Here is a 22,152-nt window from a genome sequence, read left to right on the forward strand (position 1 = left end):
GCCGGGGCCGACGCGCGGGACACCGGCGACCGGCCCCGCACCCGCGCCGCGTCCGCCGCCGACACCGTCACCCTCGTCACAGGCGACCGGGTCACCGTCACCGAACTCGGCGGCGGCAGGCGGACGGTGACCGTCGAGCGGGCGCGGGGCGCGACCGGCGCGGTCCGTACGCAGACGGCGAACGGCGCCCTGACCGTCGTACCGGACGAGGCCCTGCCGTATCTGCGGGCGGGCACTCTCGACCGGCGGCTGTTCGACGTGAGCGAGCTGATACGCCAGGGGCTCACCGACAAGAAGACGGACGAGCTGCCCCTGATCGTCACGTACGAGAAGGGCGCGCGGGCGGTGACTCCGCGCGGGGCCGTGCGGACGCGCGGGCTGCCGAGCATCCGCGGGGCCGCCGTCGCGGCCGACAAGGGGCGGACGTTCTGGCGGGCCCTCACCCGGCGGGACGGGATCGACGAGGACCGGATCGACAAGGTCTGGCTCGACGGACGGGTCCGTGCGGAGATGGCCGAAAGCAATGCCCAGATCGGTACGCCCGAGGCCTGGGAGGCAGGGCTGACCGGCAAGGGTGTCACCGTGGCGGTCCTGGACACGGGGGTGGACGTCGGCCATCCCGATCTCGCCGGGCGGATCTCCGTGACGAAGAGTTTCATCGAGGGTGAAGAGGTGGCCGACCGCAACGGCCACGGCACACACGTCACGTCGACCGTCGGCGGCAGCGGCGCCGCGTCCGGCGGCACGGAGAAGGGCGTCGCACCCGGCGCCACGCTCGCCGTCGGGAAGGTGCTCGGCGACCAGGGCTCGGGCAGCGAGTCGCAGATCATCGCGGGCATGGAATGGGCCGCGCGGGACGTCGGCGCCACGATCGTCTCGATGAGTCTCGGGTCGACGGAACCCAGCGACGGCACCGACCCCATGGCCCAGGCCGTCGAGACCCTCACCGCGGAGACCGGCGCGCTCTTCGTCGTCGCCGCGGGCAACACCGGCGCCCCCTCCTCCATCGGCTCGCCCGGCGCCGCCGACTCCGCGCTGACCGTCGGCGCGGTCGACTCCGCGGACCGGCCCGCCTACTTCACGAGCGCGGGCCCCCGCCACGGCGACAACGCCCTCAAGCCCGACCTGTCCGCCCCCGGCGTCGACATCCTCGCCGCCCGCTCCCGACTCGCTCCGGGCAGCGGCGACTACACCACCATGAGCGGTACGTCGATGGCGACACCCCATGTGGCGGGCGTGGCCGCCCTCCTCGCCGAGCGGCACCCCGACTGGACCGGCGCCCGGCTCAAGGACGCACTGATGTCGACGTCGAAGCAACTCGACTCCTCCGCCTATGTGCTGGGCGCCGGACGCGTGAGTGTGCCCGCGGCGGTGAAGGCCGGGATCACGGCCACCGGGAGCGCCGATCTGGGCCACTACCGCTGGCCCTACGCGTCGAACGAGCCGGTGACGAGGACACTCACGTACTCCAACTCCACTGACCGGTCTACCGAGTTGAAGCTGGCCGTGTCCGGCGCACCCGAGGGGGTCGCGACACTCGCCGACTCCACGCTGACCGTCCCCGCGCACGGGACCGCCACCACGACCGTGACCGGGGACGGCGGCAAGGCCCCGGTCGGCAACACCAGCGGGCGGATCGTGGCCTCGGCGGCGGACGGCACGCCCGTCGCGCACACCGCCTTCGGGCTGGTCAAGGAGGAGGAGCGGTACACCCTCACCGTGCACGTCAAGGACCGGGACGGCGCCGCCACCGCGGCCGACCTCGTGGTGCAGCGACTGGCCGAGGGCGTCGACCCGTTCCCGGAGCACGTCGGGGACACCGGCACCGCCGAACTGCGGCTTGGGCCGGGCACGTACAGCCTGGACACCTTCCTCGACGTACGCGGCAGCCGGGGCGCCGACTCGCTCGGGCTCGGCTTCCTCACCGCGCCCGAGATCGAACTCGACCGGGACCGCGAAGTCACCCTCGACGGGCGCCGGTTGAGGGAGATCGCGGCCCGCGTCGACCGGCGGACCGAGACCCGGCAGCTGCTCATGGAGTACGACCGGGCGGCGAACGGCGCGGACCTCTTCGGGGCCGTCCAGGTGCCGGTCGCGTACGACAGTGTCTTCGCGGCGCCCACGGCGAAGGTGACGAAGGGCAGCTTCGAGTACCGGACCGTATGGCGGCTCGGCAAGCCGGCCCTTGAGGTCAAGGGCATCGGGGAGGCCGTGGTCCAGCCCGGGGGCACGCTCGTCGAGGGCCGACGCAGGCTCCCGGTCGTCGACGTCGGCAGCGGCGCCGCGGGCTCCGGCGGGTACGGCGGAAAGGACGTGCGGGGCAAGGCCGTGCTCGTCCGGATGAAGGAAGGCGCCGTGCCGTCGGAGATGGCGCAGGCGGCCCAGGACGCGGGCGCCGCGGCACTGTTCGTGACGGACGACGTACCGGGACGGCTCAACGCCTGGTTCGGCACCGACGACAACGCGGACCGGCCGGTCCAGATCGCCACTCTGAACGCGGCGGACGCGGCACGACTCCGGTCCGCGGGGCGGGCCGACATGAACGGGACCCGCAACACGCCCTACACGTACGACCTTTCGGAAGGACACAAGGGAAACATCCCGGCACGTGACCTCACCTACGAGCCGTCGAGCCGCCAACTCGCCGTGTTGAACACGAAGTTCCATGCGGTGAAGCCCGTCTCGGGCAGTGAGTTCCGGTACTCGCTCACCGATGACGCGTTCCCCGTCGGGATCGGCTTCCAGGAGCGGGCCGACTTCCCGGCCGAGCGGACCGACTACGTGTCCACGGGCCCGGGCCAGCTGTGGCACGAGTCCGTCAACGTGGGCGCCGGGGACCTGGAGGAGCGCAGCGGACTCGTCCGCCACCGCGGGGGCACGCGGCAGGACCTCGACTGGTTCCGGCCGGTCTGGCACCCCTGGCTGGGCACCGGGCTCGGCTGGGGGCAGCAGCGCTCCGGCTCGACCCTCCAGTTCAACGTCCCCGGCTGGGGAGACTCCGGGCCCGACCACACCGGCTTCGGCAACGTGTGGGACGAGAGCAGCGGCATGACGCAGTTCACCGAGGTGTACCTCGACGGGGAATCGGTCGACCGGCGGACCGGCTCCGGCGCGTACGTCTGGGACGCGCCCGCCGACGAGCACACGTACAAGGTCGTCACGGACACGACCCTGGACGCGGACCGCTGGAAGCTCGCGACGAAGGGCCACTCCGAGTGGACCTTCAGATCGGCGGCCACCCCGGAGGACCGCTGGACGACCCTCCCCCTGATCAACCTGGGCTTCGACATCGACACGGACCTGACCGGGAACGTAAGGGCCGGGAGCCGCCTGCCCATCTCCATCAGCGCGTCATACGTGGCGGGCGCGACACCCGCCGCCATAGGGGCGCGGGGAACTGCGCGGCCAGCCCACGACAACCCGCACCCGACAACGGACAGCCCGTCCCCGGGTGCCTTCGACCGCCCGAGCCTGGATGTCTCGTACGACGACGGCCAGTCATGGCGAAAGGTAGGCGTGTCCAAGGCGGGCGCCACCACCTGGCAGGGAACGCTCACCGTGCCACGCGGCACCCCGTACGTGTCCCTGCGCGCCTCGGCCGCCGACGACCGCGGCGGCTCCGTGACCCAGGAGATCATCCGGGCGGTGGGCGTGCGGTAGCCGGGCGGGCGCGGGGCCTGAGCGTGCGGCAGGCCGCGACTCACCGCCCCCGCTCCACAACGCCTCGCACCACCCCCAGCTCCACCAAGTCCTGCGGTCGGATGCGGAGTTGGTCGGCCGTGGCCCGGACCTCCTCCGGGGGGCGCTTGAGGATGGCGGCAGCGAGTTCGGGGGCGATGACGGAGAAGTAGCTGTCCGGCGTGGCCCACGTGTGGTCGGGGGCGGCGAGGGCCAGGGCCCCGCCCGAGCCGCCCTCCCCGATCAGCAGCGTGGTCACCGGGGTCCGCGCCCCGGCCACCGCCGCGAACAGTTCCGCGATGGCCGCCCCCGCGCCCTGCCGCTCCGCCTCCGCGTCGTTGGCGGCGCCCGGGGTGTCCACCAAGGTCAGCACGGGGATACGGAGCCGGTCCGCGAGCCGGATCAGCCGGGCGGCGGTGCGATAGCCGGCGGGGCGCGTGGCGGTGCCGGTCTGGGCCGCGTAGGCGACCGTACGGCCGTCCTCCGCCCGGACGCCGAAACCGCAGAGCATGCCCGCGTCGGTGCCGCCGCAACGGTCACCGCTGATCGCCGCGCGACCACTGAAGTACGCGGTCAGATAGGCCTCCGCGCGCGGCCGTTGAGGTACGCGGGCGGCGCTTACGGCCTCCCAGCCGGTGCCCGGGAGACCGGCGTCGCCCAGCGCCGGGGGCGGCGGAACGGGGTCCGTCGACGGGTCGGTCAGCAGCCGCAGCCAGAGCGCCAGCGCCTCCGGCAGCTCCCGCTCGGGCACCACCGCGTCGACCGCCCCCGCCGCCAGCTGCGCCTCGGCCGTGTAGGCGGCCGGGTCCGCGTCGGGCGGCCGGACCCGCGAGCCCGCGAAGCCCACCTGCGCGCCGGGCAGCGCGAGGATCACATCGGCGCCCGCGCCCAGCGTGGCCCAGCCGCCGCCCGTCGTGGGGTCGCGAAGGACGGCGATCTGGGGCAGCCGGGCCGCCCGGGTCAGCGCCGACTGCCGTGCCACGCGCTGGAGTTGGACCAGTGCGCGCATGCCCTCCTGCATCCGGCTGCCGCCCGTCGCGACGAGGGAGACGACCGGGAGGCGGTGTTCGCGCGCGTAGGTGTGCGCCGCCTCAAGACGATCGCCCGTGCGCTCGCCGAGCGAACCGCCGAGGAACCCGAACTCGAAGGAGATCAGCACGGCCCGGGTCGTACCGCCGTCCTCGCCCTTGACGGCGGCGGTGCCACAGACGACGGACTCCTCCTCGCCGGTGCGCTCGGCGGCCCGGGCGCGCGAGGCGCCGTAACCCTGCCAGGACAAGGGGCCGTCAGGACCGTACGAGACCGGTGTCGCGGGGGCGGGCAGGTCGGAGAAGTCCGTGCTGATCAGGGCGAGCGCCTCGCGGGCCGTGCACCGGCGGGAGCCGTGGACCGCGGCGCCCTCAGTCATGGGCCAGCGCACGCTTCATGATCTTGCCCATGTCGTTGCGGGGCAGGACGTCGAGGTAGTGGACGACGCGAGGCCGCTTGTGCGGCGCGAGACGCTCGGCCACATGGTCCGCCAACTCCGCCGCGGAGGGCGGTGCTTGGTCGTCGGCGGGCACGATCCAGGCGACGATCCGCTCGCCGAGGTCGGCGTCCGGTTCGCCGGTGACCGCGGCCTCCCGTACGCCCGGGTGCTCGATGAGGGCGTTCTCGATCTCGCCCGCCCCGATCTTGTAGCCGCCGCTCTTGATGAGGTCGGTGGCCTTGCGGCCGACGATGCGTACATACCCGTCGGGGTCGCGCACCGCCATGTCGCCGGTGCGGAACCAGCCGTCCTCGGTGAAGGCCGCCGCCGTCGCGTCGGGCCGGTTCAGGTACTCGGTGAAGAGGTTCGGGCCCCTGACCTGGATCTCTCCCACGCTCTCCCCGTCGTACGCCTCCAGGGCCGTCGTGCCGTCCTCCTCCGTCAGCCGCAGTTCGACGCCCGGCAGCGGTACGCCGACCGTGCCCGCGCGGGGCTCGCCGTCGGCACGGACGCTGGTGTTCATCAGGGTCTCGGTCATCCCGTACCGCTCGATGACCCGCCGGCCCGTCGCCCCGGCGATCCGTTCGTGGTCGTGCACCGGCAGGGCCGCCGAACCGGACACGAGCAGGCGGGCCCGCCCCAGCGCCTTCGCGAGCGCCGGGTCGTCGGGCAGGGACTCCGCGATCCGGTGGTACATCGTCGGCACCCCGAACAGCATGGTGGCGCCGCCGCTCAACTCCCGTGTCACGCCCGCCGTGTCGAAGCGGCCGAGGTGCCGTACGGATCCGCCGCGGCGCAGCGGGCCGAGGATGCCCAGGATCAGACCGTGCACATGGAAGAGGGGCAGGCCGTGTACGAGGACGTCGTCGCCCGTCCACTGCCAGGCGTCCGCGAGGGCGTCCAGGGTGGTGGCGACGGCCCGGCGGGGGATGACGGCGCCCTTCGGGGGCCCGGTCGTGCCGGACGTGTAGACGACGAGGGCGGGCGACTCGTCGGCGAGGTGGCGCGTGTCCGGGGCGGGGGAGGGGGCAGGGGTGAGGGCCGGGGCCGGTCCCTCGGTCCGTACGTCGATGTCGACGCGCGTCAGGGAGGCCAGGGCGTCCGGGAGTCGGTCGCCCGGAGCGGCCAGTACGAGGGCCGGCGCGCTGTCCGCCACGATGTGCCCCAGCTCTCCGCCGCCCGACTTCGGGTTGAGCGGCACGGCGGGCACACCGGCCAGCAGCGCGGCGACCACGGCGACGGCCGTCTCCAGCGTGGGCGTGGCCCATACGGCGATCCGGTCCGCATCCCCGACGCGGGCGGCCAGCGGGGCGGCACTCGCCGCGAGTTCGCCGTAGGTCAGGGAGCGGTCGCCGAAGCGCAGGGCCGACCGGTGCGCGGCGGTGCCGTCCGGGTCCGCCAGTGCCTCGGTCAGGGCCGGGAAGAGAGGGGACACGCGTGCGTACTCCTTGATCGTCGGGCGTCTGTGCTCGGTCCTTGGTACGAGGGTGCCGGACGCGGCGGGGTGTGCCGGTGGTCACCCCCAGTCGGGTACCACCAGCGCGAGCCACACCACGGCGGGGACCACGGCCACCACGATCCCTCCGTACATCATCAGCTGCCGGAAGAAACGCTCCCGGTCGACGCCCGGTGCCGCGGCGAGGACCAGGGCGCCGTTCGTCGAGAACGGGCTCACGTCCACCACGGTCGCCGACACCGCGAGCGCCGCGACCATGCCGATCGCCCCGATCTCGCCCTGCGCCAGGAACGGCACCGCCAGCGGGATCAGCGCCCCCATGATGCCGACCGAGGACGCGAACGCGGAGACCAGCGCGCCGATGTAGCAGAGCAGGACGGCCGAGAGCAGCGGGACGCCGATGTCGCTGACGCCCTCGCCCGCCCAGTCGATCGTGCCCATCTCGTCGAGGACACCGACGTACGTCAGCACACCGCAGATCAGCAGGACCGTCGGCCAGGCGATCTGGCTGACGGCGTTGCGGCTGTCCTCCGCCCAGACGGTACTGAGCAGGACGGCCAGGGTGATGGAGGTGAGGCCGGCGTCCAGGTCGAAGACGAGCACGGCGACGACGAGGGCGACGAGCGCGGCGAGGGTGGCGATCCGGGCGGGGTTGAGCCGGGAGGTGTCGTCGTCGGCGTCCAGCACCACCACATCCCCGCTCCCGCTCCCGCCCCCTTCCCCGACTCCGGTCCCGCCCCCGGTCGCCTCTGTGGCCGACCCTCCGGTGACCGCCGCGGTCTTCTGCCGGTCGCGGTCCGTCGTTTCGGCGCGGCTCAGCTTCAGGCCTCCGAAGAGCACGAACACGATCGCGGCGATCACGAGGTTGACGACGAGGGAGGCGAGGAAGAGGGCGATCTCGCTGCCGGGCAGGCCCTCGCGCTCGACGATGCCGTTGACGATCGAGCCGTAGATGCTGATGGGGGAGAAACCGCCGCCCTGGGCGCCGTGCACGACCATCGCGCCCATCAGCAGCGGGCTGATGGAGTAGCGCGCGGCGAAGCTCAGGGCGATCGGCGCCACGATGGCGACGGCGGCCGGACTGACCGCGCCGATCGCGGTCAGCGCGCCGGTCAGCACGAACATCACCCAGGGGATCAGTACGACCCGCCCGCGCACGAGCCGGATCGAGGCGTGCACCAGCCAGTCGGTCGTGCCGTTGGCGCGGGCGATGGCGAAGAGGTACGTCACGCCGACGAGCACCACGAAGAGGTCGCCGGGGAAACCGGCGAAGATCTTGTCGGCGTCGAGGTCGGCGACGAGTCCGCCCACTCCGAAGGCGGCGGCGAAGGCGAGGGCGCCCATGTTGATGGAGCGGGTCGTGGCGATCACGAACACCACGACGAGCACGAGGATCGATATCAGTTCGGCGGACATACGGGCTCCCGTCTTTGGGTCCCTTGTCAGGTGGGGGCGGTCCGGCTGGAGAAGTGGCTGAGTGGCCAAGTGGCTGAACCACATTGGGCGGCCGTGGTGGAGAGCGTCAAGAGACATGACGTAAATTGGCTCAGCCACTCATCCACCAGATCGAGAGGTAAGGGGGAAGACCGGACATGACCGACGCACTGCGGCCCATGGGGTCCAAGCCGCGCCTGTACGAGCAGGTCCTCGACCGGCTGCGCAGTTACGCCGCCGAGGGCGGCCTCGGTGCCGGTGACCGGCTGCCGCCCGAACGCGACCTGGCGGCGCGGCTCGGAGTCAGCCGCGCCTCCGTGAAGCAGGCCATAGTGGTCCTGGAGGTCCAGGGGCTGGTCGAGGTCCGCCACGGCGGCGGGACCTACCTCGTCCGGGACACCCTCGACGCCGAGCCGGTGGAACAACTCGTCGACCGTCGGCGCCGGTTGCCCGACGTGCTCGACGCCCGCGAGGCCCTGGAGACCAAGCTCGCGGAGCTGGCCGCCGAGCGGCGCACCGACGAGGACGTGGCCGCCATGGACGCGGCCCTCGCCCACATGCGGGCCGAGATCACGGCGGGCGGCCACGGAGTGGAGGGCGACCGGCTCTTCCACGCGGCGGTCACGGCCGCCGGACACAGCACGATCCTCGCCGAGTTCATGCGCTCGATCGCCGACCAGATCACCGAGAGCCGCCACGAGTCACTGCGCCAGCCGGGCCGGCCGACCCGGTCCCTGACCCAGCACCGCGCGATCTTCGACGCGATCGTGGCCCAGCAGCCGGGGCGGGCCGCCGCGGCGATGCGACGGCACGTCCAGACGGTGGCGCGGGTACGGCTGCTGGACTGGGACCCGGAGGAGGGTGAGCGGCCGGGGCCGTGACGGGCGTGGTTAGGATCCGGCGTTATGACCGTGTCCTCCGTACCTCCGTCGCCCCAGCCGTCTGCGTCACCCGTGGGTGGCCGGGAGCCCACCATCCTCGCCACGTCCGGCGGGCACCGCGGCTGGGGAGCCCGGACCATGGTGGAGTTCGACGCGCTGGTGCATCACGCGGTCGACCTGTCGGGTGCGCACGGCCGCCGGCCCCGGGTGATGTACGTCGGCACGGCGATCGGTGACGCCGAGCACTTCGCGGCGCGGATGGCCGAGGCCGCGCGGGTGGCGGGGTTCGACCTCGTTCCGCTCAACCTCTTCCCGAGGCCGAACTTCGACGACGTCGAGGGCGCCGTATTGGAGCAGGACGTCATCTGGGTGATGGGCGGCTCGGTGGCCAACCTCCTCGCCGTCTGGCGGGTGCACGGCCTCGGCGACATCATGCGCCGGGCCTGGCAGTCCGGGGTCGTTCTCAGCGGGGTCAGTGCGGGGTCGATCTGCTGGTTCGAGGGCGGCACGACGGATTCGTTCGGCCCTGAACTGCGGCCCGTGACCGACGCGTTGGGGTTCCTGCCCTACGGCAACGGCGTCCACTACGACTCCGACCCGGGCCGCCGCCCGCTGGTTCACGACCTCGTCGCGAACGGCACGCTGCCCACGACGCACTGCACGGATGACGGGGTGGGGCTGGTGTACCGGGGGACGGAGCTGGTGGAGGCGGTGGCGGAGGTTTCGGGGAAGGGGGCGTATGTGGTGACGCGGGGCGGTGACGGGGCGGTCGAGGAGCGGTTGGAGCCGCGGCGGTTGCCGGGGGTTGGGTAGGTTCGCGGGGCCCACGGGGCCTGCGGGGCCCACCGGGGTGGGGGTGCGGGATGTACGGCGGGTGCGGGCCGGTGGGGGCTGGTCGCGCAGTTCCCCGCGCCCCTTAAAAGCGACAAGATTGCGCCGTTCCCCGCGCCCCTTAAGGGCGAACGACTGCGCCGTTTCCCGTGCCCCTAATTCGTTGTTATGTCTGCTACTACGCAGCTCACGTTGTCCGGGGATCCGGAGGTGTTTGCTGTGGTGATCAGGGAATGGGTGGCTTCGGTCGGGGTGGGGGACGACTTGAGGATCTTCTTGATGGTGTCCTCCGGGACCGCCGTCGGCAGGCCGTCCGAGCACAGGAGGTAGCGGTCGCCGGGGTGGGCGTCGTGGAGGCGTAGGTCGGGGGACGGTGAGCCGGTGCCTGTCAGGGCCTTCGCGAGCAGCGTGCGCTGGGGGTGGGTCTTGGCCTCCTCCGGGGTCAGGCGGCCCTCGTCGAGGAGCGACTGGACCACCGTGTGGTCGTGGGTGATCCGGAAGAGTTCGCCGTCGCGGAGGAGATAGGCGCGGGAGTCGCCGATGTGGACCAGGGCCAGTTGCGAGCCCGTCCACACCATCGCGGTGAGGGTCGTGCCGGTCTGCGGGTCCGTCGGGCCCGCCACCTCCCGGACCGCCTCCGTGGCGCCCCGGACCGCGTCCTCCAGGAGGTTGAGGACGTTTCCGGCGGTGAGCGGCTGGGCTTCGAGGAACTTCAGGGCCTCCACGGCGGCGCCGCTCGCGGGCGCGCCCCCGGCTCCGAAGCCGTCCGCGACGGCCAGGACGCGTGTGCCCGCGTACGCCGTGTCCTGGTTGGCGGGGCGGATCCGGCCGGTGTCGGAGAGAGCTGCGTACCGCAGTTCCAGCGTGGTGGGCATGGTGGGCTCCTCGTTCGGGTGCGTCGGTGTCAGATGGGCCACGAGGAAGGACGCCAGGTCCCGGCGCGTCGCCGTCTCCGCCTCGATACGGGACCAGAACGCGCGGATCTCCCGCGCGGCGTCCGCCGGTTCGAGGGTGCTGACCTTGCGGATCTCCGCAAGCGGCATGCCGAGCCGGCGCAGCCACGCCACCAGGCGTGCCTGCTCCAACTGCTCGGGCGCGTAGTAGCGGTAGCCCGTCTCCGGGTCCACCCGCGCGGGGCGCAGCAACTCCAGCTCGTCGTACAGCCGCAGTGCCTTCGGTGACAGCCGGCAGACCTTCGAGAAGGCCCCTATCGTCATCGAGGCGTCGCTCATGCCGTTGCTCCTGCTGCTGCTCATGGCGTTCCTCCCTTCCGTCGTCGATGGTGTGGTCTCCCCGAAGGTGAAGGTCAAGGCCCCCTGTAATTCACGGGCCGGTCCCGGGAGCGGTTGTTAACCTGCGACCGGTATGACCGCAGTGAGCCGACACACCCTCCGAGGAGCCCGCCGTGGCACGCACCATCGCCCGTATCGCCCTGGTCACCTGCCAGGAGGTGCTGGAGTCCGGGTACGACCGTGACCTGCCCGTCCTCGCGGACGCGGTGCGGCAGGCGGGGGCCGAGGCCGCCGTCGTCCGCTGGGACGATCCCGAGGTCGAGTGGGGCGGCTTCGACCTCGTACTCATCCGTTCCACCTGGGACTACAGCTGGCGTGCCGCCGAGTTCCTGGCGTGGGCCGACCGCTGCGGGGCCGTGACGACCCTGGCCAACCCGCCGGAGGTCGTGCGGTGGAACGCAGACAAGCGGTATCTGGGCGACCTGGCCGCCGCCGGTGTGCCCGTCGTCGACACCCGCTACCTCGCTCCGGGCGACCCGGCGGACCTGCCGGACGACGGAGAGTACGTCGTCAAGCCGACCTCGGGGGCCGGAGCCCGGTACGCGGCCCGCTACACGTCCGAGGACCACGACACCGCCGTACGGCACCTGGAGCGCATGCACGCCGAGGGGCTGACCGCGATCGTGCAGCCGTACGTGCGGAGCATCGACACGGCGGGGGAGAGGGCCCTGCAGTTCTTCGGCGGGCGTTTCCTCCACGCCATCCGCAAGGGGGCCGTCCTCGAACCCGGTACCGCCTTCGACGACAAGAAGGTCCCGCACCCGAATCTGCGGGCCTGGGAGCCGAGCCCGGCCGAACTGGCCGTCGCCGAACGGGCGTTGGCCGCCGTACCCGGTGCGCCGGAGCTGCTCTACGCCCGCGTGGACCTGGTGGACGGCGACGACGGGGCGCCCCGCGTGATGGAGCTGGAACTCGTCGAGCCCAATCTCTTCCTCTTCCTGCACGAGGACTCCGTACCGGTCGTGGCCCAGGCCGTCGTCAAGGTCGCCGTTCGGTGACCGCGACGCGCTGAAGCAGGCCGTACGTGAACTCCGCGACGCAGTCCCGCCGCACACCCTCCGGGCCGTCCGTACCGTCCCTGCCGTCCGGTGCCGTGAACGCGAGGCCCCAGCGTGTCGGCGCCGACCCCTCCAGCGGCCGGGCGGGCGCGAAGGCGCGGGCGGCCTCGTCGACCGTGCAGGACCAGGGCGTCAGGTCCGCCAGGGAGCGGAGCTCCGGGGCCGGGGCGCCCGGCGCGCGGACCAGCCACTCGTTGCAGGCGACCCCGCCCGGGGCCACCAGTACCTCGAAGCGCAGGTCGGGCCAGAGGGGGACCGGCCACAGCAACGCGTCGCAGGACAGGTCGCCGATCCGCCGGGGCGTCACCGACTCCGGGTCCCCGAGGATCGAGCGGTAGCGGGCGACAGCGCCCCGGCTGCGCGGTGCGTGCCGCATCGCCTGCCAGCGCCGGTTGGCCTCACGCATCTCCGCGACCGAGACGCCCAGCGTGTGTCGGGCGTCCTCCACGAGGTCCGCGTTGTGGTCGGCCATGCGGCGCAGCAGCACGAGCTGGAAGTCGAGCGGGGTGAACGGTCCGGTGCTAGCCGGCTTGGCGGAAGGCATGCGACCCATCGTCGCGTACGTGCCCCGCATGCCCTGCGTGCCCCTCGTGGCGCCCGCCCGGCGTACGGCCGTCGGGGAGGAAGAGCACCGAGTTCACGTACCGGACGTACCCCGGGCCCCGGAAGGGCAGCACCCGGCGCAGCAGGCCCTGGGAGACCACGTGCGAGGCGCGCGCCTGGTGGGCCTCCAGGTCGAAGGAGGACAGCGGCAGCCAGGTGTCGCCGGGCAGCACCCAGCCCTCGTACCCCCTCTCGGAGAGGTGGGAGACGACCGTGTCGACGGGCTGGATGCGGGCCTCCAGCTCGATGAACAGGGCCGGGCGGTCACGGGTGAGGAGGGTGCCCGCCCCGCGCAGCACGGCCAGCTCGCTGCCGTCCACGTCGATCTTGATGAAGCCGACGTCGTGGAGGTTCAGGCTGTCCAGGGTGAGGCAGGGAACGTCGAGGGCGCGGGCGTGGATGTCCCGCCGGACCAGCGACGAGACGCCCCGGTCGCCCTGGTCGCCGGGCGGCAGCCACAGGCGGGCCGTGCCGGAGCGGTCGCTCGCGGCGGCGCGGACGACCTGGACGTTCCCGGGGGTCGCGGCGGTGATCAGCCGGGCCAGATGCGGGACCGGTTCGACCGTCACCACCCGGCGGGCCCGGCGCGACAGGCGGCGGGTCCAGGGGCCGTACCAGCCGCCCACGTCGACGGCGGTCCCGCAGCCGGGCGGGCAGAGGTCGCCGAGCCGGGCCAGCTCGGGCTCGAAGCGCGGATAGACGAACCGGGCGGCCGAGGCGACCAGCCGCACCGGCACGAAGGGGGCCAGGCGGGCTGCCAGGGTCATGGCGTCATCGACCCCGGCTTCCGGGTGCCGTCGCGGGAACCGCCGAAACCGCCGGGGTCGCCGCCCCCGCTGATCCGCAGCAGCAGGTCCTCGTGCTCGTCGTCCGTCACCTGCTCCCCGGAGGACGGCAGGAGCTGCGGGATGCCGTCCACGATCGGATAGCGGCGCCGCAGCCGGGGGTTGTACAGCGCGGCCTCGGTGCCCTCTAGGGCCTCGCCGGCTGGCTCACCCCCCGTCCTGCTTCCGAGGAGATGCAGCGGCCCCTTGTCCAGCGGGCACGCCAGTATCTTCAGCAGCGGGTCGTCCGGGTTCATGGCTGGTCAACTCCCGTGTGGGGGATAAGGACTGGGGTTGCGGCGGTGGGTCGTGCTTGGGCATCGCAAGGAGTACGGAGACCGCCAGCGCCGTACCGCCGATCCGCAGCGCCAGCCGCAGCGGATCCTCCGGCAGCGCCTCGCCGAACGAGACCGTGCCGAGCACCGCCGTGAACAGACAGGTCACCGTCGTGCAGACCGGCACGATCAGCGAGGCCCGGCAGCGCTGCAGCGCCGCCTGCGACATGACGAGGCCGAACACCCCGGTGAACAGCAGGAGATAGGGGTACGGGGAGCGCAGCACCCCGAGCACCGCGCCGCCGAACCCGCTCCCGGTGAGGTGGCTCGACACGCCCTTGATGGCCAGCGAACTGACCCCGTACAGCAGGCCCACCGCCACGCCGTACTCGACGCCCGTCGTCGGCATGCGGTGCCGGTGGCGGGCGCGGCGCTCGGCGGACCCGTACAGCCAGACGCCCAGCGCGAGGGTGGGGACGCAGACCAGCAGGATCAGCGGGGCCGGGGCGCTGCGGCTGACCGTGTCGGAGCCCTCCTTCAGGGAGAGCACCACCATCAGGAGCGCGAGGAGGATCGCCCCGAGCGCGTACCGTTCGCGGCCCGAGGTCTCCTCGCCGAGCAGCACCGAGGAGAGCAGGACGAGGATGACGAGACCGGAGACGAAGATGCCCTGCGCGGCGGCGATCGGCAGGGTGCGGTAGACGACGAGCTGCGCGCCGAAGCCCGACGCGAGGGCGAGGGAGCCGCCGATCCACAGCCAGCTGCCGAGGACCAGCCGCAGCAGCCGGGCGGGCCGGCGCACGCTCACCTCGGGCAGGGCCGCGAGCGCCCGTTTCTCCAGGACGAATCCCGCGCTGTAGAGCACGTTCGCCAGCAGGGCCGCGGCCACTCCCCACCACATGGTCTACGTCCTTCGCGCGTGCAGGAGAAGGATCGAAGCCACCGAGGGGGCCCGGCACGCCAGCCGGTCCAGCGGGCGCAACGGCCGCGGTACGCCGTGGAAGGGCGCGCCCCGCAGCCGTACGACCTCGAAGCCCGACGCGGTCACGAACTCCCGCAGGGCGCGGGCCGTGTAGAGCCGCAGATGGCCCACCACCTCCTTGCCGGGGCGGCCGTGGATCGCGCGCAGGCTCACCTCCGAGAAGACGGGCTGCACGCCGGCGAGGAGCAGGGCCCGGTTGTACCAGGCGGCCAGGTTGGGTGTGGAGAGCATGAGATGACCTCCTGGGCGGAGGATCCGGTGGATCTCGTCGAGCGCCGCGTCCGGGTCGACGAGGTGTTCCACGACCTCGCTGAACAGGACGGCGTCGGCGGAGGCGGACCTGAACGGCAGCCCGCCGTCGGTGAGTTCACCGCGTACCGCGTACGGGAGACGGGCGTGGGCGCGTCTGAGGGCGTCCTGGGACCAGTCGACGCCGACGAGGCGGTGACCGGCGAGGAGCGGTGCGGCGGTCGCGGCGGCGGTGCCGTCGCCGCAGCCGATGTCCAGGACCGTGCGCGGGCCGGAGGTGGCCGGGCCGAGCGCGTCCGCGAGCATCCGGGCCTGGCGCAGACTGCGGGGCGTGCCGGAGGCGACCGGGACGGCCGGGTCCTCGTAGAAGTCCCGCAGGCCGTGCGGCGGCCTGCGGGGCGGGGCCATGGTCATGGGGTGCTCCCCGTGCGTGGTGGTGCGGCGGGTTCCGTCGCGTGCAGGTAGTGCTCGAAGAGGTCGCGGAGGTGGCTGCCGTCGCCGTGGCTCAGCAGGGAGCGCGACCAGCGCAGCGCCACGTGCAGCCGGCCCGCCGTGGCGGCCGTCGTCACCGTCAGCCCGCGCGGCATCCGGGCGGGTGCCGAGAACCAGACGGCGTGCGCCCGCCCGGCCTCCTCGCCGAAGTCCAGGGCGTACGGGACGCGGCCGATGTTGCTCAGCAGGGTGGTCGACGTCCAGGGCCCGGCGGCCCTGCGCAGCCCTCGGGTGAAGGCGGCACGCCAGGCGACGGGCACCACCGGGGCCGTCAGCAGGGAGGCGCCGTGGCCCAGTTGGGGGCGCGGCTGGGCCTTCAGGGCGCGGGTGCGGTCCGCCGTGCGGCGCAGCAGCGCGGGCATGTCCGAGGCGTCCAGTTCCTCGGGCGCGAAGGGGACCTCGACGAGCCGGGTGCCGTTGCCGATCGGCATGTCCGTGCCGCGCGGCCGGTCGTCCACGGGCATCGTGATGCGCAGCGGACGCGGCCGGGCCCCGTGCTCCCGGTTCCAGTGCGCGATCATCAACGCGGTGGCGGCCATCAGCTGGTCGTTCACCGTGTACGGGGAGCCCTTGGGCCGCCGCGGGACGCCCAGCTCGGTGACCAGCATGCCGTTGCCGTAGTGCTGGGGAGGCTCCGGCGTCCCGTGGGCGACCCGGGCGGGCGGCGCCCAGGTGGAGGGGGTGCCGGGGTCCCGCGGAACCTCGGTGGCCGTGCGGGTCGGAGGCGCCGCCGGGGAGTTGTCCCGGCCGCCGTACAGCTCCGCCGCGGTCGCCAGGACCCGCAGACAGGCCGGACCGTCGAGCGCGGTGTGGTTGATGGTGAGGAACAGGACCGTGCCGTCGGCCTCGGGATCCCGGACGACCTCCAGCCGGATCGGCGGGGACGCCGAGAGCGGCGGAGCGTCGCGCAGTGCCCGGCCCCGCGCGTGCTTGAGCGCGTCCCGGTCCGGCGCCGGGAACAGGACGGCCTCCACATCGGCCTCGGGGGTCAGCTCCCACTCGTACCGCCTGCCGTACCAGGGGCGGGCCGCCTCACGCATCAGGATGCGGGGGTGGCGGTGCAGCGCCCCGGCGAACGCCCGCCGCAGACGGTCCGGGTCGAGGTGCCCCGGCAGATGGACCTCGATGTGGACGGTCTCCGGTTCCTCCTCCTGGAGGCAGTGCCGGGCGACCTCGTCCACCACGGGGAACGGGATGCGGGCGGGCGGTCCCGTGGGCCCGTCCGTGCCGTCGCGCGCGGGATGCTCCACGGCCGTCATGTGCCCTCCCCTTCGCCGGAACGCCCGCGGCCACCGGGTCCCGGTGTGCGCGGTGGTGACCCCGGCCCCCGCGCCGAGACGGTCGGACCGGAGGCGAGCCGTGGCGGACCGGAGGCGAGCCGCGGCGGCTCCGTCGGCACGAAGGGCGGCGGCGGTGACCCCGGTGAACCAGGTGAACCAGGTGACCCCGGTGTGCCGGGTCCGGGGCCCGCTCCAGGGTCCGCCCCCGGGCCCGCCCCAGGGCCGGTCCCGGGGCCCGCGTGCTCCCCGCGCGTCCGCTGCGGCAGAGGCGCCGTCGGGGCCTCGGACCCCGGAGGCTCAGGCGGCAGCGCGCTCGTACCCGGCCGGCCGCCGCCCCGACCGCCACCGGGACCGCCCCGCGTGCCGTACGACGCCTCGCCGACCGTCACCAGACCGGCGAACAGGCCGATCAGCGCGAGCAGTTGAGCGGTGTGCCCGAACGCCCCGGCGCCCTCGGCGACCGGCTCCCCGGCCCCCGTCGCGGCGACGATCCCGGCCCCCGCGAGCGCGAGGAACGCGAGGGGGACGAGCAGTTCGTGCCGTCGCCGGGCGAGCAGCGCCAGCAGTGGCACCAGCAGCGCGAGGAACCCGGCGATCACGATCCCCACCAGGGTGAGCGCGACCGTGCCCAGGATCGGGCCGGGCGGCGGCGGCAGCGGCGAGGGCGCGTCCGGGTTGGGCGAGCGCCGCCGGAACAGCACGAGCCCCGCCAGGACGAGGACGCCGACACCGCCGCCGATCAGCCCGGCCTCGTACACCGTGGACGGCGTGTAGGAGAGTTTCACCGTGCCGCCCTCGCCCGCCGGGACGCGCCAGCCCTGCTGCCAGCCGTCGAGGCGTACCGGGTCGAGTTCGCGGCCGTTCAGCGTGGCCTTCCAGCCGTCGTTGAAGTTCTCGTACGTCGTCAGGTAGGAGGCCGCGCCCGAGCCGACGGTGACCTCGCGGCGGTCGCCGAGCCAGTCCCGTATGCCCAGTTCACGGCTCTGCGCGGTCGGGGTGGTGACCGTGCCGCGGGTCAGGGTGACATCGGTGACGGCCAGGGGGCCGGCGTCGCCCGCCTCGACCCGGTGCGCGCCCGAGTCGAGCGACAAGTCGCCGTCCGCACGCCCCTCCTGGCAGAGCGTCAGCTCGATCGGCCGCCGTGCCACGAGGTCGCCGACCGTTCCCTTGGCGCTCGTCTCGTACAGCTCGTCGTCGACGGCGAGTGTCGGACCCTTCCCGCAGGGCAGCTCGAAGGGGCGGGAGGAGAGGGTCTTCGGGGTGCGGTAGCGGTCGTCGAGGGCGGGGACGTACGCCTCGGTCAGGCCGACGGGAAGCTGCATGTCCTCGTCGGCGAGGGGGTTGTGGACGGTCAGCGGGGCCGTCTCGGTGACGGTGATGTCGAGCCGGTCGGTGGTGATCGGGTCGAAGCGGACGTTGCCGTTCTCGTCGACCCCGGCGACGACCGCACCGTCCGGGGAGCTGATGTTCACCTCGGTGGGCCGGGTGGACAGTCCGCCGGCCGGGGCGAGGACGACCTCGCCCACCGGCTGCTTGCCCGGCCAGCTCAGCCGGATGGTCGGGTCGTCCCCGGCGATCCAGGCGGTGGTCAGATCGCCGTCGGTGAGGTTGCGCGGCGACAGACCGGTGCCGAGGCGGGCGGTCGAACCGGCCGTCGCGGTGATCCGGTCGTTCTGCTCGGGCGCCACGTCGTAGAGCAGCGCGTCGAGCGCGTCACCGGGTACGGGGATCGCGCTCGCCTTCACCGCGTACGTACCGGCCGCGTCCGAGGTCCAGCGGCGGTGCAGCCCGACCTCCGTGCCCGTCGGGGAGAAGCTGCCCGGGTCGGAGGCCCGGTGCAGGGAGACCGTCTCGGCAGCGGCCTCGGCGTCCTCGGCGTCCCTCGGGAGCCGCAGCATGCGGGTCACCTGGACGTCCGGGACGCTGATCTCGGAGAAGCCCGCCCCGGACAGCCCGGAGTGCCGGGCGGTCGACTCGACGACGGTGATCTTCAGCCAATTCGACGGCCCTTCGGGGGACTTGATGCGCTGACGCGAGCCGTCGGCCCGCAGGGTGCTCGTCTCGGAGCCGCGTTCCGTCTCCACGCGCACCCGGGTCGGCGCCGAGCGGACACTCTCCTGCGGCAGCGGGGTGACCCGGATCGACGCCGGGACCTCCGTCTCCTCGGTGAAGCCGATCCGCAGCCACTGCCCGTCCGCCGAGCCCACCGCGCCCTCGGCCCACGCCGTGTCGGGGTTGCCGTCGAAGGCGTTCACCGGGTCGTACTGCGGCAGGTAGTACAGCCAGTTGCCGCTCGACGACGCGGTCACCGAGCGCGCCCCGCGCAGCTCGGCCACCGTCTGGTGCCCGATCCCGTCCGACGGCAGGATCTGGTGCGGCTCGTCCCCGGCGTCCTGGTAGCTGCCGGAGTGATTGCGTTCGTCGCGGGTGTACGTGTACGAGGTGTTGGCGCCGACCAGGCCGAAGCGGGTGTCGGCGCGCCGCAGCCCGTCGCCCACCACCTGGAGGTCGGGGGAGCCGAGACCGGGGTGGTTGTCGCCGGTCAGCACGGTCGCCCGGTCCCGCATCGCCGGGTCCGCGGCCAGCGGCAGCAGCGCCTCGGGCCCGCCGGACACGACGGCGGTGTCGGCGACGGCCTTCAGCCCGGCTTGGCCAGGACGGGGCACGTCGGCGGCCGGCTCGTAGATCTCGACGGCCCGCTGGCGCGGATACAGCCCCTCGATCTGGATGGGCGTGTTCTCCGCGATGCGGCCGCCCGTCATCAGCGGCCCGAAGCCGGTCAGCCGCCGGTAGCCGGACTGCTCAAGCGTCCGCTTCACGGTCGTGGTCGGTACGTAGCCCAGCTGGTCGGGGTCGAGATCGTTGCGTACGACGACGTAGTGGACGCCCGCCCGGCCCAGGTAGTCCGCCAGGCCCGGGACTTGGCCGCCGGTCTGCAGGGACTGCTCGACGGCGTCCATCGCGCGCCGGTTGCCCGCGGTGCCGAACGGCACGTAGTCCCGCTGGGCCCAGCGGGAGTCGGCGAGCACGTCGAGGGGCTGGTCGATGGTGGCGCCCCAGGTGAAGATGCCGTGCGCGGTGGCGGGCACGACGAGGGCGCGGGAGTCCGGTGAGTACTTCTCCAGCCAGCTCGCCGTGGACTTCCAGTACTTGGGCAGCTCCTGGAACGAACCGGGCTGCAGGATCGACCCGTTGAGGTAGGGCCAGGCCAGTCCGGGGAGGACGAGGACGGCCGCGATCAGGGGCGCGTACCGGCGTCCCCGTATCGGACGGGCGCCCTGGGCCCGCGCGGCGACGCCCACCAGGTGGGCCAGCCCGAGGGCCAGCGCGAGGGCGAGCCCCGTCTGGAACTTGTAGATGTTGCGGAAGGGGGCGAGGCCGCCGTCCAGCCAGTCCTGGACCACGCCGTGGAAGGGCGCGCCGAACGAACCGCCGTACCCGGCCAGGGTGATGAGCGCGGCCGTCAGCACGGTCAGCACCAGCCAGCGCCGCTCGGGGATGTCCCGGCGGGCCAGTCCGGCGAGGCCGAGGCCGGCCGCGAGCGCCGAGGAGACGACGGCGACCGCCGAGGCGGTCACGGTCCAGCCCGCGGGCAGCCAGGCCTCGTTGAAGTGCAGATAGGCGACCCAGTTGCCGGCGCCGCGCAGCGACTCCGTCGCCGCCATGGTGTCCGTCGTGGTCTGCGAACTCTCCACGTACGGAAGGAAGTTCTCGCCGTAGATGCCAAGGACCAGCAGGGGGACGACCCACCAGGCCGTCGCCAGGAGCACGCCCGGCACCCACCAGGCGATCAGCTCGCGCTGCCGGGGGCCGCGCGGCCGGGACAGGAGATAGAGGCCGACCGGCAGCAGGGAGGCCAGGGTGGAGGCCGCGTTGACCCCGCCCATGAAGGGGATGAAGAGCGCCGAGCGCAGGGCGGCCACCCGGGCGCTGGAGCGGTCGTTCGTCAGCGGCAGCAGCACCCACGGCAGGAACGCGCCGGGCAGGGCGGCGGCCGAGGTCGAGCCGACGACGATGGTGAACACCGGCCACAGCGCGTACACCACCGCGCCGAGCAGCCGGGAGGCCGAACTGCCGATGTCCAGGCGCTCGGCGAGGCGCAGCGCACCCCAGAAGGCCACGGAGACGATGAGGGACATCCACAGCCGCTCGGCCAGCCACACCGGCATGCTGATCAGGTCGGTCAGCCAGTAGTAGGGCAGCATCGGGAAGGCGTAGCCGACGTACTGGTCCGCGATACCGCCGAAGCCGCCGCGGTCGTGCCACAGCTGACCCAGGTCGGCCAGGAACTGCCCGGGGTCGAGCGCGACCCCGAGCTTGGTGTCGAAGGTCTGCCGGCCCGGGTCCACGGCCAGGAACAGCACGAGGACCACGGCCCAGAACCCCAGCAGCCACCGCCGCGACCGGGGCCCCTGCTCGGGGCCTGGGTCCGGGGCGAGGGGGCGGGTCGCCGCCGGGGGAGGGGCCTGGACCGTGCTGGTCATGGACACCGCCGGAGGATGAGGAGGAGGTTCCAGGTGGCGAATTCGCGCAGTCCCGGCGCCCGGGCGACGGCCTGGGCGAGGAACGGCCAGTAGCGGGAGCGCGCCGAGACGACCGTGACGTCGTCCCGGGCGCGCACCTGCCGCAGGGTGGGTCCGATGTGCACGGCGAAGAGGTTCTCGCCGAGGGTGTGCTTGGCGGGCCTGCCCGTACGGCGCCGGTAGCGGGCGCGGGCCCGGTCGGCGCCCAGGTAGTGCCAGGGCGCCCACTCGTGACCGCCCCAGGGGGACAGCCAGTTGGTGAACGACACGTAGATCAGCCCGCCGGGCCGGGTGACGCGGACCATCTCGCTGAGGAAGGTCTGCGGGTCGGCGACGTGCTCCAGGACGTTGGAGGAGAAGCAGACGTCGGCGACACCGTCCGCGAGGGGCAGCAGATAGCCGTCGGCGACGACCGATCCCTCGGGGGGCTTCGGACCGAGTTCGCGCGGGTCCGGCTCGAAGAGGTAGCCGTGCGCGCCCCGCCTGCGGAACTCCTCGGTGAAGTAGCCGCCCCCGCCGCCGACGTCCACGACGGTCCGGCCCTTCACCGGACCGTCGTAGGCCTCCACCTGGTCGGCGGCGTCCCGGGCGAGCAGCGTGTAGCAGCCCTCGGGGTCCTCCTGCTCGTGGCGGAAGGCACGGAAGAGGGCGAGGGAGCGGCGCAGGGAGGGATCCCGCAGGCCCGTGCCGGGCCCCGGTCTCGCGCCCTCGCGCCGAGAAGACCTCAGCCCAGGGGCCTTCAGCCGAGAAGTCCCGAGCCGAGAAGTCCTCAGCCGAGGGGCCTTGAGCCGGGGAACCTTGAGCCGGGGCGCCTTGCGCCCGGAGT

The 22,152-nt window shown here is 73.4% G+C and carries 16 protein-coding genes; 4 read left to right on the plus strand and 12 right to left on the minus strand.

What is annotated here, in order from left to right; all coding sequences use genetic code 11:
• Positions 1–3,660, plus strand: a 3,660-nt coding sequence (locus ACFWGJ_RS10490; protein ID WP_387322392.1) for a S8 family serine peptidase, incomplete at its 5' end; no start/stop codon positions are given.
• A 40-nt stretch (positions 3,661–3,700) separates the two neighbouring features.
• On the opposite strand, the gene ACFWGJ_RS10495 is transcribed toward ACFWGJ_RS10490, so the two are convergent.
• From ACFWGJ_RS10495 to ACFWGJ_RS10505, 3 genes are all read right to left on the minus strand, one after another.
• Positions 3,701–5,086, minus strand: a complete 1,386-nt coding sequence (locus ACFWGJ_RS10495) for a carboxyl transferase domain-containing protein (protein WP_387322394.1) — start codon at positions 5,084–5,086, stop codon at positions 3,701–3,703.
• The gene (locus ACFWGJ_RS10500; protein WP_387322396.1) at positions 5,079–6,581 is read right to left on the minus strand and encodes an acyl-CoA synthetase; all 1,503 of its coding nucleotides are present in this window, start codon (positions 6,579–6,581) and stop codon (positions 5,079–5,081) included. Before ACFWGJ_RS10500 ends, ACFWGJ_RS10495 begins: the two co-directional genes overlap by 8 nt.
• 81 nt (positions 6,582–6,662) lie before the next feature.
• The gene (locus tag ACFWGJ_RS10505; RefSeq protein ID WP_387322398.1) at positions 6,663–8,018 is read right to left on the minus strand and encodes an SLC13 family permease; all 1,356 of its coding nucleotides are present in this window, start codon (positions 8,016–8,018) and stop codon (positions 6,663–6,665) included.
• A gap of 176 nt (positions 8,019–8,194) precedes the next feature.
• Here ACFWGJ_RS10505 and ACFWGJ_RS10510 point away from each other — a divergent pair, with 176 nt between their 5' ends.
• Positions 8,195–8,917: a FadR/GntR family transcriptional regulator gene (locus ACFWGJ_RS10510; RefSeq protein ID WP_381834046.1), complete on the plus strand. Its 723-nt coding sequence runs from the start codon at positions 8,195–8,197 to the stop codon at positions 8,915–8,917.
• 24 nt (positions 8,918–8,941) lie between these two features.
• Entirely contained in the window at positions 8,942–9,730 is a 789-nt protein-coding gene (locus ACFWGJ_RS10515; RefSeq protein ID WP_387322400.1) for a Type 1 glutamine amidotransferase-like domain-containing protein, read from the plus strand.
• A 173-nt stretch (positions 9,731–9,903) separates the two neighbouring features.
• On the opposite strand, the gene ACFWGJ_RS10520 is transcribed toward ACFWGJ_RS10515, so the two are convergent.
• On the minus strand, positions 9,904–11,004 hold the full coding sequence (locus tag ACFWGJ_RS10520; protein WP_387322402.1) for a MerR family transcriptional regulator: 1,101 nt from the start codon (positions 11,002–11,004) through the stop codon (positions 9,904–9,906).
• Positions 11,005–11,165: 161 nt separating this feature from the next.
• Between ACFWGJ_RS10520 and ACFWGJ_RS10525 the strand changes: the two genes are divergently transcribed.
• Positions 11,166–12,038, plus strand: coding sequence for a RimK family alpha-L-glutamate ligase (locus tag ACFWGJ_RS10525; protein WP_387322450.1), 873 nt, complete (start codon positions 11,166–11,168; stop codon positions 12,036–12,038).
• On the opposite strand, the gene ACFWGJ_RS10530 is transcribed toward ACFWGJ_RS10525, so the two are convergent.
• The 8 genes from ACFWGJ_RS10530 to ACFWGJ_RS10565 are packed head-to-tail and all read right to left on the minus strand — an operon-like array spanning position 12,019 to position 22,006.
• The gene (locus tag ACFWGJ_RS10530) at positions 12,019–12,651 is read right to left on the minus strand and encodes a hypothetical protein (RefSeq protein ID WP_387322404.1); all 633 of its coding nucleotides are present in this window, start codon (positions 12,649–12,651) and stop codon (positions 12,019–12,021) included. The genes ACFWGJ_RS10525 and ACFWGJ_RS10530 overlap by 20 nt on opposite strands.
• A complete protein-coding gene (locus ACFWGJ_RS10535; RefSeq protein ID WP_387322406.1) occupies positions 12,620–13,468 on the minus strand; it encodes an FkbM family methyltransferase in 849 nt (282 codons plus the stop codon). Before ACFWGJ_RS10535 ends, ACFWGJ_RS10530 begins: the two co-directional genes overlap by 32 nt.
• Complete coding sequence (locus tag ACFWGJ_RS10540; RefSeq protein WP_387322408.1) at positions 13,465–13,782, minus strand: Trm112 family protein; 318 nt, start codon at positions 13,780–13,782, stop codon at positions 13,465–13,467. Before ACFWGJ_RS10540 ends, ACFWGJ_RS10535 begins: the two co-directional genes overlap by 4 nt.
• A complete protein-coding gene (locus ACFWGJ_RS10545) occupies positions 13,694–14,701 on the minus strand; it encodes a hypothetical protein (protein WP_387322410.1) in 1,008 nt (335 codons plus the stop codon). The genes ACFWGJ_RS10540 and ACFWGJ_RS10545 overlap by 89 nt, the downstream gene beginning before the upstream one ends.
• 3 nt (positions 14,702–14,704) lie before the next feature.
• A complete protein-coding gene (locus ACFWGJ_RS10550; protein ID WP_387322412.1) occupies positions 14,705–15,445 on the minus strand; it encodes a class I SAM-dependent methyltransferase in 741 nt (246 codons plus the stop codon).
• Positions 15,442–16,782 carry a condensation protein gene (locus ACFWGJ_RS10555; RefSeq protein WP_387322414.1) on the minus strand — a complete coding sequence of 447 codons (1,341 nt, stop codon included), beginning with the start codon at positions 16,780–16,782 and terminating at the stop codon, positions 15,442–15,444. Before ACFWGJ_RS10555 ends, ACFWGJ_RS10550 begins: the two co-directional genes overlap by 4 nt.
• Positions 16,779–21,287 (minus strand): alpha-(1->3)-arabinofuranosyltransferase, encoded by a 4,509-nt coding sequence (locus tag ACFWGJ_RS10560; RefSeq protein WP_387322452.1) that lies wholly within the window; start codon positions 21,285–21,287, stop codon positions 16,779–16,781. Before ACFWGJ_RS10560 ends, ACFWGJ_RS10555 begins: the two co-directional genes overlap by 4 nt.
• A complete protein-coding gene (locus ACFWGJ_RS10565; protein WP_387322454.1) occupies positions 21,284–22,006 on the minus strand; it encodes a class I SAM-dependent methyltransferase in 723 nt (240 codons plus the stop codon). Before ACFWGJ_RS10565 ends, ACFWGJ_RS10560 begins: the two co-directional genes overlap by 4 nt.
• Positions 22,007–22,152: the final 146 nt, after the last annotated feature.

Source organism: Streptomyces sp. NPDC060205 (genome assembly GCF_042728395.1).
Classification (GTDB): domain Bacteria; phylum Actinomycetota; class Actinomycetes; order Streptomycetales; family Streptomycetaceae; genus Streptomyces.